We start from the raw sequence: 14,375 nt of genomic DNA on the forward strand, positions 1-14,375 counted from the left end.
TTCGACGTCACCACCGCCGCCGAACGCTCCATGGCCTTCGAAGCCCTCGACCAGCTCGCCCTGGACCACCTCCTCGGCGTCCGCTGACCCGGCCGCGGCAGGGGTACGGGGCAGCCCCGTACCCCTGCCCCGCCGTGCGCTTCAGGTGCCGACCTGAGCCGGCCGCGCGTACGCCACCGGGTCCGCCAGCACGTCCTGCACCACCAGGGCCGCGGCGCCGCGCGCCGCGTCACCCGCGACGGACGAGGCGCGCAGCCGGCCGCTGCCCCGGGACCAGAGCCCGGAGACCACCCGGCCCGTCAGCTCCTCGTCGGCGGGCGGCGAGAGCCACGGCATCAGACCCCGGTAGATCCCGCCCAGCACCACCGCGTCCGGGTCGAACAGGTTCACCGCGCCGGACAGCACCTGACCGAGCATCCGGCCCGCACCGGCGACCGCGGCCACCGCCCGCGCGTCCTCGGCCCGTACACGCCGCTCCAGCTCCAGGACCCCGGTGGCCCCGCCGCCGGACTCCTCGACCCCGGCCGCCCGCAGCAGCGCGCTCTGGCCCGCGTACTGTTCGAGGCAGCCGCGCGAACCGCACCGGCACTCCGGCCCCGACGGGTCCACCACCACGTGCCCGATCTCGCCCGCGAAGCCGTGGGCCCCGCGCAGCAGCCGCCCGTCCAGGACCAGGGCGCCGCCGACACCGATCTCACCCGTCAGGTACAGGAAGCTGCGCACCGCGCCGAGCCCGCCGAACCACAGCTCGGCCAGCGCCGCGAGATTCGCCTCGTTCTCCGAGCGCACCGGCAGCGCGGGCGTGCCGGGGCGCATCCCGGCGAGCGCCGCGGCGAACAGTTCTTCGGCCGGCACCCGGTTCCAGCCCAGGTTCGGCGCCTGGCGCACCGAGCCGCCCGAGACGAGCCCCGGCAGGGCGAGCGCCGCCCCGACCGGGTGGAGGCCCTGCTCACGGGCCGAGTCCAGGGTGCGCGCGGCGATGCCGGCCGCCCTGGCGAGCACGTCGGCGGGCGCCGAACCGCGGTTGTCCAGGTGCTCGGTCTGCCGGACCCGGCCGGTGCCCGCCAGGTCCACCACGCAGACCGACACGTAGTCGATGTTGATCTCCACACCGAGCCCGGCCGGACCGGTGCGCGCGACCTTGAGGGCCGTACCGGGGCGCCCGGCCTGCCCGCTGAACGTCTTTCCGGACTCGGTGAGGAACCCGGTCTCCAGCAACTGCTCCACCAGCGAGGACACCGCGGCCCGGGTGAGGCCCACCCTGGCCGAGACGCCCGCCCGGGTGGCCTCGCCCGCCTCCCCTTCGTCCCGTACCGCGCGCAGCACGAGGCTCAGGTTGTGACGCCGCACGGTGTCCTTGTCCGCCTTGGGTCCCAGGGGCGAGAGGTAGTTCTTCATATCGTCGGCGAGCCTATGCGATGGCTCGCGGTACGAGACCGGCGGTACGCGGCCGGACCGCCGGTCAGGCGGCGGCCGCACCGTGGTCCGGGAGCGCCGTGGTCCGGTGTGCGGCGGCCCGTGCCCGGTGGTGCTGTTCCGCGCACGGGCCGCCCGGTCCGGCGCTCAGGGCCGTGCGCCCCGCGCCTTCAGCATGTCGGCCATGAGGGCGATCTCCGACTCCTGGGCGCGTGCCATGCCCGCCGCCAGGTTCCTGATCTCCTCCGTCCCGGCCGGACCGGCCGCCGCCCGCGCCATGTCGGCGCCGGCCCGGTGGTGGACGGTCATCAGCCGGAGGAACAGCACTTCCGCGTCCCTGCCCGTCGCCGCGCGCAGCCGGTCCAGCTCGGTGTCGGTGGCCATACCCGGCATCAGGGCACCGTCCTTCGCGGCGGTGGCCGGGTGACCCATCCACGCCATGGGCGGGCGGTCGGAGCTCTTGGGCCTGCCCCACGCCTCCAGCCAGCCGAGCATCATGCCGCGCTGGTTGGCCTGGGTGTTGATGATGTCGTACGCCAGCCGCCGTACGTCCTCGTCGTCGGTCCGGTCCCGGACGAGGAACGCCATCTCCACCGCCTGCTGGTGATGGACCGACATGTCCCGGGCGAACCCGACGTCCACCGAGGACTCCGTGGGCGTGGAGGCCCCGGACCCCGACGGGGACGCCTGGGAGGGCCGTACCACCATCAGCAGGACGAGGCCGACGGCCACCAGGAAGACCACGGACCCTGCCAGGAGCAGGGGGCGGGGGGCTCGCACCGCACGGGTCACCGGGCGACACCGCCGCTGCACGCGGCGCCCGGCTCGGGGGTCTGCGGGCCCTGGACGTACTTCGTGAAGAACTGGGCGACCCGGGGATCGCTGGCGCTGTCGACCGTGACCTGCTTGCCCCAGGCGCTGAGCATCAGGGGGTCGTCCTGGCCCGCCAGCGGGCTCATCAGGGAGTAGGGCGTCCTGGAGACCCGCTCGGAGAGGGCCTTGACGTCCGCTTCCTTCGCCTTGTCGTTGTAGGTGACCCAGACGGCGCCGTGCTCCAGGGAGTGGACCGCGTTCTCGTTCGGTATCTCCTTCGTGTAGACGTCCGCGTCGCAGTTCATCCAGACCGGGTGGTGGTCACCGCCGACGGGCGGGCTCATCGGGTAGGTGACGGCCTTCTCCACGTGGTTCTGCGTCAGCTTGTCCCAGGAACGCTCGCCGGTGACGGGGGAGGTCCTGGCCTGCTCCTCCGCCTTGTCCTGCTCGTCGGCGGCCGACATCAGGTAGCCGCCGCCGACGACGAGGCCGGCGACCACGACGAGTGCGGCGGTGATGGTGATGACGCGGCTGCGGCGCTCACGGGCCCTCTCCTTGCGGCGGGCCTCCTCCAGCTTGGCGCGGCGGGCGGCGGACGGGCTGTTCGGGTCCTTGGTGGTAGCCATGTCGTGTCCTCGGGTTTCGGCGCGCACGGGGGTGCGCGGCGCGGGTTCAGGGGGGCTGGCGTACACCTCCCCGGCGCCGTGAGGGCGCAGGGGCGGTGCCGGCCTCCCTAGATCCGTTGGACCTGAAGGCGGAGACGGTTCACGGAGCCGGCGCCGTCGTCGGAGGGGCCGCGGATGCCCCCGGCTCCGGCGAGCGGGCCGGGCGGGGCCACGGCCGAGGGGCAGGGCAGCGCGACGGGAGCGGCGGGTCCGGGAAGCACGACGGGTGTCGAGTGGTTCGTCGCGCCGTGGCAGGAACTGCCGATCCCGCGCTCGCCCGGGGCGTCGGCCGTGACCACCGACGCCGCCGTGGGCACGGGGGTGAGCGCCCGGGCGTGCGACACCGGGGCGGCGTCCCCGTGGTGCGCGTACGCGGCGGCGGGGGAGCAGCAGAGGACCACGGCCATGAGCGTCAGGACCCAGCCCAGGGAGGCGGGCAGCGCTGAACCGCACCGCCGCCGGCCCGTCCACCCACTCGTCCTGGTCATCGCCGCCATCGTAATGGTGTGTGAATGTTCAATGAGTCCGGCCCACAGCTTGGCATGAGGACGGCGCCGGGAACACCCGTACGCCGGAGGCGCCGCGCCGGAGGCGCCGGGAGGTCCTGGTGCAGGCCGTGCGCCCCACGGCCGGGCGGCCACGTGCTCCGTACCCACCTCCGGGGCGGCCGAACCCGGGCTCGGCCGGTGCGCGGGGCGGACCCGGGCGGTGCGCCGGTGGCCGCACGGCAGGAGTTCGTGAGCGTCGCACGTACCTTCCGAGGCGGGCCGGCAGGTGTCTTCCCGCGCTGAGGGGTGCGGCGCACCGGCCACGGGCGCCCGGGCCGCGGGAAAATGATTTACAGGTGTAATACCTGTTAACGTGTAGGGGTGAGTGATCCAGCCGTGCGCACCCGGAAGCCGTCCCTCCCCGCGTTGCCGGTGACCGGTACCCTCCGGCTGAAAAGCCCCGCCGAGACCTGGTACAAGCCCGCACTGAGCGTCGTCGTGGCGTCCGGGGTGCCGAACCTGCTGCTGTACTCCCTCGACCGGCTCGACCTCGTCATGTACACCATGGCCGGCTCGCTCTGCGCCCTCTACGGGCACAACCTGCCGTACGCCCGCCGTGCCCACACCGTCGTCCGGGTGGTCCTCGGCATGGTCGCCGGGCTCGCGGTCTCCCTGGTCACCGCGGCTGCCACCGACTCGACGGCCGTGCTGATCACCGTCGGCGCCCTGCTCGCCGCCGTGCAGAAGGCCTTCTGCGACGCCTCCCGCATCGGCCCGCCCGGCAGCGTGATCTTCACCTTCGTCACCTCGGCGGCGCTGTTCGCCCCGCAGGAACTCGGGCAGGTCCCCGGACACCTGGCCCTGGCGCTGGCCGCCGGGGCCTTCTCCTGGCTGATCACCGTCGGCCCCGCCCTCCGGCGCAGGGAGGGGCCCGAGCGCCGCGCCACCGCCCGGGCCCTGGACGCCGCCGCGGCCTGCGCGGCCGACCCGGGTCCCCGCACGCGGCACGCGGCGGCCGCCGCCGTACAGGCCGCCTGGCAGTCACTGCTCGCCGCCGGCCGGCCCACCCCCGTGCGCCAGGAACTCGAACGCCTCGTCGTCCACGCCGAACGTGCCCTGGCCCGGTCCGCGGCCGGCCGCCCCCGCGGCGCCGACGCCGAACGGCTCCGCGGCTGGGCCGCGCAGACCCGGGCGTGCGGCCCCGTACCCAGTCCGGGGCCCGCACCCGGCACCGTCGAGCAGCTCTTCGGGATCGACGCCGAACGGGCCGGGCAGCGGGCCGGACGGGGCCGGCGCGAGGCCCGGCGCAGGCTCCTGCGCGCCCTCGGCCCCGGCTCGCCCGTACTGCCGATCGCCGTCCGTACCCTCGTCGGCTGCGCCCTGGCCGGTTACGTGTCCTCGGCCCTCGGGGTGGGCCGGCCCTACTGGGCCCTCGTCACCGCCGCCTCCGTCCACCAGCCGAACCTCTCCCTGTCCTTCGGCCGCGCCCTGCAGCGCACCGTGGGCAACCTCGTGGGCGTCCTGGTCTTCGCCGCAGTGATCCCGGTCGCCCGGACCGGGCCGTTCGCCCTCGTCCTCTGCGTCCTGTGCTGCAACTTCGCCGCCGAGGCGCTGATCACCCGCAACTACTGGCTCGGCTCGGTGGCCGTCACCCCGATGGCCCTGCTCGTCGTCGAGTTCGCCGGCTTCCACCCGGCCGGCGAACTCATCGGCGACCGCACCCTGGACACGCTCGTGGGCGCCGCGGTCGGCATCCTCGCGGCGGCCGCCGTACCCAACCGCAGGGCCACCGGCCGGGTGGAACGGGCCCTCGCCGCGACAGGGGTGGCCCGGGACCGGGCCGAGAAGCTCCTCGCCGACCCGGGAACCGACCCCCTGACGCTCAAAACGGCCGGCAGGCACCTGACCTCCTCCCTCGTCGAACTGCGCGACGCGAGCGACATCGCCGCGGGGGAGTGGTGGCAGCGCGCCCTGCCGGAGGAGGAGATGCTCGCCGCCGAGCAGGCCGGACACCGTACGCTCGCGGCGACGGCACAGCGGCAGGGACTGATCACCCTGCCCCCTGGGAACGGAGCGGCGTGAGCGAGGACATCGTTGCCTCGGTGGTACGGCAGTGGCATGCCGTCAACCCGGAACTCGACACCGGCCCGATGGAACTCATCGGCCGCATCAACCGCTGCGCGGCCCTCCTGCAGCAGGCGGAGGACGCCCCGCTGCGCGCCGCCGGACTGACCCGGGCCGAGTTCGACCTGCTCGGCGCCCTGCGCCGCAGCAACAGAGAACTCACCCCCGGCGAACTGGCCCGCGAGACCTTCTCGTCCGGCGCCGCCGTCACCAAACGGATCCGCGCGCTGCAGGACAGCGGCCTGATCGACCGCCGCGGCGACGCCCGGGACCGCCGGGTCGTCCACCTCGGACTGACCGCCGAGGGCCGCGGCCTGGTCGACCGCCTGCTGCCCGAACAGCTCGCCTACGAACGGTCGGTCCTCTCCGGTCTGGACGCGAGCACCCGCGAGGGGCTCGGTGGACAGCTCAGCGAACTGCTCGTCCATCTGGAGGGACGCCTCGGCGGCGGACGCCGCTGAGGCGGTGCGCGGTCAGTGGGAGCCCCGGACCGCGAGCAGCGGGGCGGCCGACCGCCGCAGCTGCTCCGCGCGTTCGGCGAGCGCGGCGTCGTCGCCGCGGCCGGCCGGCGCCGACGCCCCGAGTGCGAGCCGGCTGCGCCGGCTCCCACCCGTGAGGGGGACGGCGACGGCGTGCAGCCCCGGGACCGACTCGCCGCGGCTGACGGCACGGCCGAGCTCGCGGACCTCCGCCAGCTCGGCGAGCAGGGCGGTGCGGGACGTCAGGGTCCGGGCGGTGACGGCGGGCAGCCGCTCCCGGGGATAGAGGACACGCACCTGCTCCTCGGTCAGCCGGGCGAGCAGGACCTTGCCCACGGCGGTCGCGTGCGCACAGCGGCTCCGGCCCGCCTCCAGCATCACCCGGACCGGATGGGGTGACTCGCGGCCGTCCGTCACCAGGACCCGGTCGCCGACGAGCGCGGCGCAGTGCACCGTCTCGCCGGTCCGCACGACCGCCTCGTCGAGTACGGCCCCGACCCCCGCGCGCACCTCGGGGCCGAAGCCCGCGGGGCTGCCCAGGCGCAGCAGCGCGGGCCCCGCCTCGTAGCCACGGCCCGACGGGTCGCGGACCGCGAAGCCGCGCCCCTCCAGGGTGCTCAGGACGCGGTGGGCGGTGGAGCGGCCGACACCGAGGCGGCGGGCGGCCCCACTGACCGTGAGTGTGTCCTCGGTGAGGAACAGCTGCATCAGTCGCAGGCCGGTGTCCAGCGACTCGATGGTGTAGCTCCGGGCCGGCACCGCGGCGGCCTCCTCCTCGTACACGCGTCCATCGATCACGAATCTGCACCTTTCGATCTGGTTCGATCAGATGTGCCCTTGTCCCGCCCTGCGGTGCATCGGAATATGCACACACGGAGGAAGTTCGCACGGGCGTCCACCTCTTGCGGCCTTCTGGCTGGAAGCTCTCCGAAAACCTTCGAGCGGGAGCAGGGGTGTCTTACCGGCGCATTGTCCTGCACGGCGGGACGCGCGGACCCGGTTTACGTCGGTTCGCCGCTCCGTCACTCACCGCACACGCACGGAGGCGGTGAGTACGGAAACTGGCGAGTGTATTACCGCCGGAGTGCTCGCGCAGGGGGTTGGGTGAATATGCCGAGGCCCTGTTCTGATCTGGCTAGGCTCACGCGCAGTGAGTCGAGTTGATATGAAATCGCGCACTTGTTCACCACTGTCCGTACAGGTGTGCATACCTCCCGAATCAACCGCCAGAGGGTTTAGATGGTCCGTGCTGAATCTCCGCCGACAAGAAGAGACATCCCCGTAGTGCGCGCCGTGCTCCTGCCCGTCCTGCTCATGGCCGGAGCCACCGCCGCCGGAGCCGCGCCGGTGGCCGGCGCCACCCGGGCGGCCGTCGTCTGGTGCGGGGTGATCGCCACGGTCGTGGTCGCCACGCTCGCCGTCGCGCTCAACCGCCGCAGCCGGGCGATGCGCGTCCAGCGGGCCGAGTACGAACAGCGGATCGCCCACCTGGAACACCGCCTCGCGGCCTACGACCAGGAGACCGTACGGCTCACCGAGGAACTGCTCCCCGCCGCGATCCGCAGGCTGCGCGCGAGCAACTCGCCCCAGGAGGTGATGCGCGACGTCGTCGACGCGGACGAGTCCTACCGCGGCCTGCCCAAGGCCCAGCGCGCCCTGGTCCTCCAGATCCTCGACATCATCGACAACGAGGAGGCGATGCGCGACTCCGCCCAGCGCGCCTTCGTCAGCGTCGCCCGTCGCGTCCAGGCCATCGTCCACCGGCAGGCCAGCGAGCTCCGGGAGATGGAGGACCACCACGGGCGCAACCCCGAGGTCTTCGACGACCTGCTGAGGATCGACCACGGCACCGCGCTGATCGGACGGCTCGCCGACTCCATCGCCGTACTCGGCGGCGCCCGGCCCAGCCGCCAGTGGCCCAAGCCCGTACCGCTGTTCAGCGTGCTGCGCGGCGCCATGTCCCGGATCCTCGAGTACCAGCGCATCGACCTGCACTCGATCGCCAAGGTCGCCATCGTCGGCACCGCCGTGGAACCGCTCATCCACGCCTGCGCCGAACTCCTCGACAACGCCACGCGCTACTCCCCACCCCAGACCCGGGTCCACGTGACCGCCGTCGAGGTGCAGACCGGCATCGCCATCGAAATCGAGGACGGCGGCGTCAGCCTCAGCGAGGAGGCCCGCGCCCGGGCCGAGAACATGCTCGCCCAGGCACGGGCCGGCATCAACATGAACGATCTCGGCGAGTCCCCACGGCTCGGTATGGCCGTCGTCGGCCGGCTCTCGCGGATGTACCAACTCCAGGTGTCCCTGCGGCAGTCCGCGTACGGCGGCGTCCGCGCCGTGCTCGTCGTCCCGCGCGACATGATCACCACGGGACCCGCCCCCGGCATCGCGCACGGCATCGGCGCCACCTCGCGCCCCCAGAGCTCCCTCGACATGTCGCAGATGCAGCACGTGGTGCCCCCGCGCGGCAAGCGCCGGGCGCGTCCCGCGCCGACCGGACCGGTCCCCTCGGCCGGAGCCCCCGCACCGGCGGCCGCTCCCACGACCCGGCCCGCCTCCGCCCCGGTCCCGGCCACGGACGACGACGACGTCGTCGTGACCGAGTGGACGGCCGGGGGCCTGCCCCAGCGCCGCAGCCGGGGCCGCGCCCCGCTCGGCTCGCACAACCTTCCCCATCAGGCGGCCCCGGCCGCCGAGCCGCCCGCCGGCGCGCACAACGGGGCGGGCGGCGGACGGCACGGCGGCGCGGAGGCACCGCCCGGCCTGTGGCTGGAGGCCTTCACCCAGGCCGTCAACGGCGTGCCCAAGGAAGCGAAGAACGGCGAAGACTCCGATGAGACGTGGGACAAGGGAGACCTGAAGTGATCCAGCAGCGGGGAAACATGGACTGGATGCTCAAGGAGCTGGCCGACGACGTACCGAGCATCCACCAGATCGTGGTGCTCTCCGCCGACGGTCTGCGCATCGCCCGGCACGGCGGCGACCCCGACGTCGCCGACCGCCTCGCGGCTGCCTGCGCCGGCCTGCAGAGCCTGGCTGCCGCGGTGGCCACGGAGATCCCGCACAGCGACGGCCAGATGAAACTCGTCGTCATCGAGGTCACCGGCGGCTTCTTCTACCTGATGGCCGCGGGCACCGGCGCGTACCTCGCGGTCCTGGCCGGTGAGACCGTCGACGCCGGACTCGTCGGAGCCCGCATGCGCGACATGGTCGTGCGCATCGGCGCCCACCTGACCAGTCCTCCCCGGCATGGCGGGCAGGCCGGATGAGTGCTCCCCGACGAGAACGCCGTACGACCGACCCGGCGCTGAGCGACCCGGAGCGGCTGTACGTGATCACCGGTGACACCGACGGTGAGAGGGCGGAGCTCGACCTCGTGACGATGGTCGTCGCGCAGGCCGAGCCGTCGCCCACGGTCCAGCCCGAGCAGGCCGCGATCCTGCGGCTGTGCACGGCGCCGCTGTCCGTCGCCGAGATCTCGGCCTATCTGAGCCTGCCCTTCAGCGTGGTCACCTCGCTCCTGACAGAACTACTGGCGACCGAACTCGTCGAGTCGCGCGCGCCCGTCGTCCGCGCCTCGCTCCCGGACCGGTCCCTCCTCGAAGCGGTGATGCATGGACTTCAGAAACTCTGACACGATCACGGGCCCCCGCAGCGAGGACGTCCTTCCCACCACGGCCACGGCCGCGGTGAAGGTCGTCATCGTCGGAGGGTTCGGGGTCGGCAAGACGACCATGGTCGGCTCGGTCAGCGAGATCCGGCCCCTGACGACCGAAGAGACCATGACCCAGGCCGGCGTCGGCGTGGACGACAACATGGGGGTGGAGAGCAAGACCGCCACCACCGTCGCCATGGACTTCGGGCGGATCAGCCTCAGCGAGGAACTGATCCTCTACCTGTTCGGGACCCCCGGCCAGGAACGTTTCTGGTTCCTCTGGAACGGCCTGTTCGAAGGAGCTCTCGGAGCCGTCGTCCTCATCGACACCCGGCGGCTCCAGGTCAGCTTCGACGTGATCGGCCGGCTGGAGGAGCGCGGCGTCCCCTTCGTCGTCGCGGTCAACACCTTCCCCGACGCACCGCACCACCCGGTCGAAGCCCTGCGGACCGCCCTCGACCTGCCGGACGAGGTACCGATGATCGACTGCGACGCCCGGCTGCGTGCCTCCAGCCGCGACGTGCTGATGACCCTGATGCGCTACCTGCACAGTCTGGCCGTTCCCCTCGCCTGACGAGGGCACGCGTGTCCCCACCGCGCGTGCCGTGTCCCCGCCCGATCCGCTGATCCTCGGAAAGCCCGACCCTGGAGCGACTGTGACAACGCCCTTCCACCACGAACCCGGAGCGGCCACGGGGCCGTTGCCGCCCCCCGAGTGCCCCGCCCACGCCATGGGTGCCGGTCCGGGCGGCCTGCGCCGGCTCTACGGGCCCGAGGCGGAGAACGACCCCGCGGGTCTCTACGCCAGGCTCCGCGCCGAACACGGCACGGTGGCCCCCGTCCTGCTGCACGGAGACGTACCCGCCTGGCTTGTCCTCGGGCACAGCGAGAACCTCCACGTGACCCGGACGCCCTCGCAGTTCTCCCGCGACTCCCGGCGCTGGCAGGCCCTGCGGGACGGCACCGTCGCGCCGGACCACCCCCTCGCACCGATCTTCACCTGGCAGCCGGTCTGCGCGTTCGCCGACGGCGACGCCCACGAACGCCTGCGCGGCGCGGTCACGGACAGCATGGCGCGGATCGACACCCGCGGTGTCCGGCGCCACGTCAACCGCTTCAGCAACCGGCTCGTCAACGACTTCTGCCGGAAGGGCACCGCCGAACTGGTGAGCCAGTTCGCCGAGCACCTGCCCATGATGGTGATGTGCGCGATCTTCGGCATGCCCGAGGAGTACAACGACCGCATGGTCCAGGCCGCCCGCGACATGACCCGGGGCACCGCCACGGCGGTGGAGAGCAACGCCTACGTCGTCACCGTGCTGAACCGGCTGGTCGAGCGGCGGCGCAACGCCCCGGCCTCCGACTTCGCCAGCTGGCTCGTCGAACACCCCGCCGGACTCACCGACGTGGAGGTGGCGGAGCACCTGCGGCTCATCCTCATCGCCGCCTACGAGTCCACGGCGAACCTGATCGCCAACGTCCTGCGCATGGTGCTGACCGACCCGCGCTTCCGTGCCAGGCTCAGCGGCGGCCACATGACCGTGCCGGAGGCGGTGGAGCAGACCCTGTGGGACGAGCCGCCCTTCACGGCCGTCTTCGGCCGGTGGGCGGTGGGAGACACCGAGCTCGGCGGCCAGCGGATCCGGGCCGGTGACGCGCTCCTCATCGGGATCGCCCCCGCCAACACCGACCCGGTGGTACGTCCCGACCTCACCGCCGACATGGAGGGCAACCGCGCCCACCTCGCCTTCAGCGGCGGCCCGCACGAGTGCCCGGGCCAGGACATCGGCCGCGCCATCGCCGACGTGGGCGTCGACGCCCTGCTGATGCGCCTTCCCGATCTGGAACTCGCGGTCGACGAGAGCGAGCTCAGGTGGGTCGGCAACATCATGTCCCGCCACCTGGTCGACCTCCCGGTGCGGTTCGCCCCGAGCCCGGAGCAGAAGATCGACGCCGACCCGCTGACCTCGATGGCGGCCCGCCCCCGGCCCCGCACCGACTGGGAGGTGTCCTCACCCGCCCTGCCCAGGCCCGGGACTGCCGGGCCGCAGCCCGCACACGCGGCGCTGCGCGGCGACGTGCCCACCGGCGTACGGACCGCGGAGGCCGTGCCGGACGCCGGTCTCCCCGGGCAGCGCAGCTCCCCACCCCGGATCTGGCAGGCCGTGGCGCGCTGGTGGAACGGTCACTGACCCACCCGTGGCCCGGGGCCCGGCCCGGTCCCGGCCACGGGGCCGGCCCGCCGGGTCCCCTACCATCGGGCAGCGTGAAACTCACGATTCTTGGCGGGGGCGGATTCCGGGTCCCCCTCGTGTACGGGGCACTGCTCGGCGATCACGCCGAGGGCCGCGTCTCCCGGGTGGCCCTGTACGACACGGACGCGGACCGGCTCGCCGCCGTCGCCCGGGTCCTCGCGGAACAGGCGCGCGGCGTTCATGACGCACCCGCCGTCGTCCCCACCGGTGACCTCGACGAAGCTCTGCGCGGTGCGGACTTCGTCTTCTCCGCCATCCGGGTCGGCGGCCTGGCGGGCCGGGCCGCCGACGAACGCGTGGCGCTGGACGAAGGCGTCCTCGGCCAGGAGACGGTCGGCGCCGGAGGCATCGCCTTCGGGCTGCGCACCGTGCCCGTGGCGGTCGGGCTGGCGCGGCGCATCGCGCGGCTCGCCCCGCAGGCCTGGGTCATCAACTTCACCAACCCGGCGGGCCTGGTCACCGAGGCCATGTCCCGGCACCTCGGGGACCGCGTCATCGGGATCTGCGACTCGCCGGTGGGGCTCGGCCGCCGGATCGCACGGGTCCTGGGCGCCGACCCCGGCCGGGCATGGATCGACTACGTGGGCCTCAACCACCTGGGCTGGGTCCGCGGGCTGCGGGTCGACGGCCGCGACGAACTTCCGCGCCTGCTCGCCGACCCGGCACTGCTGGGATCCTTCGAGGAGGGGCGCCTCTTCGGTGCGGACTGGCTGCGCTCCCTGGGGGCGATCCCCAACGAGTACCTGCACTACTACTACTTCAACCGGGAAGCCGTCCGCGCCTACCAGGAGGCGGGACAGACCCGCGGTGCCTTCCTCCGCGACCAGCAGGAGGGGTTCTACGCCCGTATGAAGGACCCCGCCGCCCCGGCGCTCCTCACGTGGGACCGCACCCGCGCCGAGCGGGAGGCGACGTACATGGCGGAGAACCGGGACGTGGCCGGTGCCGGTGAGCGCGAGGAGAGCGATCTGGAATCGGGGGGTTACGAACAGGTGGCGCTCGCCCTGATGCGTGCGCTCGCCCGCGACGAACGCGCCTCGCTCATCCTCGACGTCCGCAACCGCGGCACCCTCCCGGTCCTCGACGGGGACGCCGTCATCGAAGTGCCGTGCCTGGTCGACGCCAACGGTGCCCACCCGGTCGCCGTCGATCCGCTCCCGTACCACGCGGTCGGGCTGGTCACCGCGGTCAAGGCGGTGGAGCGCGCGGTGCTCGAGGCGGCGGACACCGGTTCGCGCTCCGCGGCGGTACGGGCCTTCGCGCTGCACCCGCTGGTCGACTCGGTGTCCGTGGCCCGTCGGCTGGTGGACGGCTACACCCGGGTCCATCCGGGGCTCGCCTACCTCGACCGCCCCTGACCGGACGTCACCCGCGCCCCGGCCGTGACCCGAAGCGGCGACCCGTCAGGGGGCGGACACCGCCCTGGCCCGGTCGGCCGGAGTCCAGGACGGGGCGACACCGGTGACCTGGCACACCATCAGGAACAGCGGGATGGGTGGTGTGTAGGGCGTACGGCCGTCCGGCGCGTGGATCAGCTTGGGACGCCCGGCGGGGACGTAGGCCCCGGTGGCGTACGACACCTGCTCCGGCCAGTCCAGATCCAGGTCCGAGCCCGCGGGTACGATCCACCACCACCGGTCGGCGTCCGCGAACACGCATCCCGCGCGCGGCAGATGAGACATCAGCCGGAAACCGTACCGCGCCGGGACGCCCACGGCGTCGCAGCCGAGACTCGCCGACAGGGCGGGCGGCAGCGGCAGCTGGACCCGGCCGCGGTCGGAGGGCCCCCCGCCGGGGCGGGCGCGCCGCGTGCCGAGCAGCAAGGACAGGGCGTTCCTCAGCACGACTCCTCCCTGCAGAACGGCAGTTCCGCCCACACGATGCGCCCGGAGGCGTACCCCGCGGCGTGGGACCCCCACGCGGAGCTCATGGAGTCGACGAGCAGCAGCCCGCGCCCGTGTTCGTCGTCGGACGTGCGGGACAACCGGGGGCCGCCCGGCTGATGCCCCTGGTCCTGCACGGAGACGCGCAGGCGCCCGCCGTCGCAGCGGAGCTCGCAGAGCACCCGTGCGCTGGCGGTGTGCACCACCGCGTTGGTGACGAGCTCGGAGACGATCAGGACCGCGGCGTCGTGCGTGTCCCCGCCCAGCCGCCACTGGGCCAGCCGCGCCCGTGTCAGCTGCCGGGCGCCGGCCACCGACTCGGGCTGCGCCGGCAGCGCGAAGCAGTAACGGAGCGCCTCCGTCCCGGGGCTGAGGTCCATGAGCCGGGGGATGAGCGCACTGCCACGTGCCACGACCGATTCCTCACAGTGGGGGCTGCGTCACGCTTCGCACCGGGGTGAAGAAGGAGGGGGTACGCGAACGTGAACGGGTTCACGCACCAACTCTCCCCCCGACAAGAACACTTGGCAAGAGGCACTCTGAAAAATTCAGAGTGGCTGTGTCCTTGGGGCGACGCACATGGCACACTGC

The 14,375-nt window shown here is 73.4% G+C and carries 15 protein-coding genes; 8 read left to right on the forward strand and 7 right to left on the reverse strand.

The window, feature by feature from the left end; all coding sequences use genetic code 11:
• Positions 1-141: 141 nt before the first annotated feature.
• From BA175_RS03780 to BA175_RS03795, 4 genes are all read right to left on the reverse strand, one after another.
• Positions 142-1,398 (reverse strand): ROK family protein, encoded by a 1,257-nt coding sequence (locus BA175_RS03780; protein WP_069169755.1) that lies wholly within the window; start codon positions 1,396-1,398, stop codon positions 142-144.
• A 165-nt stretch (positions 1,399-1,563) separates the two neighbouring features.
• Positions 1,564-2,208, reverse strand: coding sequence for a DUF305 domain-containing protein (locus BA175_RS03785; protein ID WP_069169756.1), 645 nt, complete (start codon positions 2,206-2,208; stop codon positions 1,564-1,566).
• The gene (locus tag BA175_RS03790; RefSeq protein ID WP_069169757.1) at positions 2,205-2,855 is read right to left on the reverse strand and encodes a DUF3105 domain-containing protein; all 651 of its coding nucleotides are present in this window, start codon (positions 2,853-2,855) and stop codon (positions 2,205-2,207) included. Before BA175_RS03790 ends, BA175_RS03785 begins: the two co-directional genes overlap by 4 nt.
• Before the next feature lie 107 nt (positions 2,856-2,962).
• Complete coding sequence (locus BA175_RS03795; protein WP_175420734.1) at positions 2,963-3,382, reverse strand: hypothetical protein; 420 nt, start codon at positions 3,380-3,382, stop codon at positions 2,963-2,965.
• 381 nt (positions 3,383-3,763) lie between these two features.
• Between BA175_RS03795 and BA175_RS03800 the strand changes: the two genes are divergently transcribed.
• Positions 3,764-5,464: an FUSC family protein gene (locus tag BA175_RS03800; protein WP_069169759.1), complete on the forward strand. Its 1,701-nt coding sequence runs from the start codon at positions 3,764-3,766 to the stop codon at positions 5,462-5,464.
• A complete protein-coding gene (locus BA175_RS03805; protein ID WP_069169760.1) occupies positions 5,461-5,967 on the forward strand; it encodes a MarR family winged helix-turn-helix transcriptional regulator in 507 nt (168 codons plus the stop codon). Before BA175_RS03800 ends, BA175_RS03805 begins: the two co-directional genes overlap by 4 nt.
• Before the next feature lie 12 nt (positions 5,968-5,979).
• On the opposite strand, the gene BA175_RS03810 is transcribed toward BA175_RS03805, so the two are convergent.
• Positions 5,980-6,783 carry an IclR family transcriptional regulator gene (locus BA175_RS03810; protein WP_069169761.1) on the reverse strand — a complete coding sequence of 268 codons (804 nt, stop codon included), beginning with the start codon at positions 6,781-6,783 and terminating at the stop codon, positions 5,980-5,982.
• A 441-nt stretch (positions 6,784-7,224) separates the two neighbouring features.
• On the opposite strand from BA175_RS03810, the gene BA175_RS03815 reads away from it, so the two are divergent.
• The 6 genes from BA175_RS03815 to BA175_RS03840 all read left to right on the forward strand — a co-directional run bounded on the left by BA175_RS03815 (position 7,225) and on the right by BA175_RS03840 (position 13,259).
• Positions 7,225-8,856: an ATP-binding protein gene (locus BA175_RS03815; protein ID WP_069169762.1), complete on the forward strand. Its 1,632-nt coding sequence runs from the start codon at positions 7,225-7,227 to the stop codon at positions 8,854-8,856.
• Positions 8,853-9,260, forward strand: a complete 408-nt coding sequence (locus tag BA175_RS03820) for a roadblock/LC7 domain-containing protein (RefSeq protein WP_069169763.1) — start codon at positions 8,853-8,855, stop codon at positions 9,258-9,260. The genes BA175_RS03815 and BA175_RS03820 overlap by 4 nt, the downstream gene beginning before the upstream one ends.
• Complete coding sequence (locus BA175_RS03825; RefSeq protein WP_069169764.1) at positions 9,257-9,625, forward strand: DUF742 domain-containing protein; 369 nt, start codon at positions 9,257-9,259, stop codon at positions 9,623-9,625. Before BA175_RS03820 ends, BA175_RS03825 begins: the two co-directional genes overlap by 4 nt.
• Positions 9,606-10,220, forward strand: a complete 615-nt coding sequence (locus tag BA175_RS03830) for a GTP-binding protein (RefSeq protein WP_069169765.1) — start codon at positions 9,606-9,608, stop codon at positions 10,218-10,220. The genes BA175_RS03825 and BA175_RS03830 overlap by 20 nt, the downstream gene beginning before the upstream one ends.
• An 82-nt stretch (positions 10,221-10,302) precedes the next feature.
• The gene (locus tag BA175_RS03835; protein WP_069169766.1) at positions 10,303-11,838 is read left to right on the forward strand and encodes a cytochrome P450; all 1,536 of its coding nucleotides are present in this window, start codon (positions 10,303-10,305) and stop codon (positions 11,836-11,838) included.
• A 74-nt stretch (positions 11,839-11,912) separates the two neighbouring features.
• Positions 11,913-13,259, forward strand: coding sequence for a 6-phospho-beta-glucosidase (locus BA175_RS03840; RefSeq protein ID WP_069169767.1), 1,347 nt, complete (start codon positions 11,913-11,915; stop codon positions 13,257-13,259).
• Between the two features lie 45 nt (positions 13,260-13,304).
• On the opposite strand, the gene BA175_RS03845 is transcribed toward BA175_RS03840, so the two are convergent.
• Together BA175_RS03845 and BA175_RS03850 are read right to left on the reverse strand one after the other, a co-directional pair.
• Positions 13,305-13,745: a hypothetical protein gene (locus tag BA175_RS03845; protein WP_069169768.1), complete on the reverse strand. Its 441-nt coding sequence runs from the start codon at positions 13,743-13,745 to the stop codon at positions 13,305-13,307.
• Positions 13,739-14,197, reverse strand: a complete 459-nt coding sequence (locus BA175_RS03850) for an ATP-binding protein (RefSeq protein WP_069169769.1) — start codon at positions 14,195-14,197, stop codon at positions 13,739-13,741. The genes BA175_RS03845 and BA175_RS03850 overlap by 7 nt, the downstream gene beginning before the upstream one ends.
• Positions 14,198-14,375: the final 178 nt, after the last annotated feature.

The sequence above is a fragment of the Streptomyces griseus genome, from assembly GCF_001715295.1.
Classification (GTDB): domain Bacteria; phylum Actinomycetota; class Actinomycetes; order Streptomycetales; family Streptomycetaceae; genus Streptomyces; species Streptomyces griseus_G.

Excerpts from the sequence above, each read along its gene's own strand:
- BA175_RS03830 (WP_069169765.1), top strand. The coding sequence starts at position 9,606 with ATGGACTTCAGAAACTCTGACACGATCACGGGCCCCCGCAGCGAGGAC.
- BA175_RS03825 (WP_069169764.1), top strand. The coding sequence starts at position 9,257 with ATGAGTGCTCCCCGACGAGAACGCCGTACGACCGACCCGGCGCTGAGC.
- BA175_RS03790 (WP_069169757.1), bottom strand. The coding sequence starts at position 2,855 with ATGGCTACCACCAAGGACCCGAACAGCCCGTCCGCCGCCCGCCGCGCC.
- BA175_RS03780 (WP_069169755.1), bottom strand. The coding sequence starts at position 1,398 with ATGAAGAACTACCTCTCGCCCCTGGGACCCAAGGCGGACAAGGACACC.
- BA175_RS03795 (WP_175420734.1), bottom strand. The coding sequence starts at position 3,382 with ATGACCAGGACGAGTGGGTGGACGGGCCGGCGGCGGTGCGGTTCAGCG.
- BA175_RS03815 (WP_069169762.1), top strand. The coding sequence starts at position 7,225 with ATGGTCCGTGCTGAATCTCCGCCGACAAGAAGAGACATCCCCGTAGTG.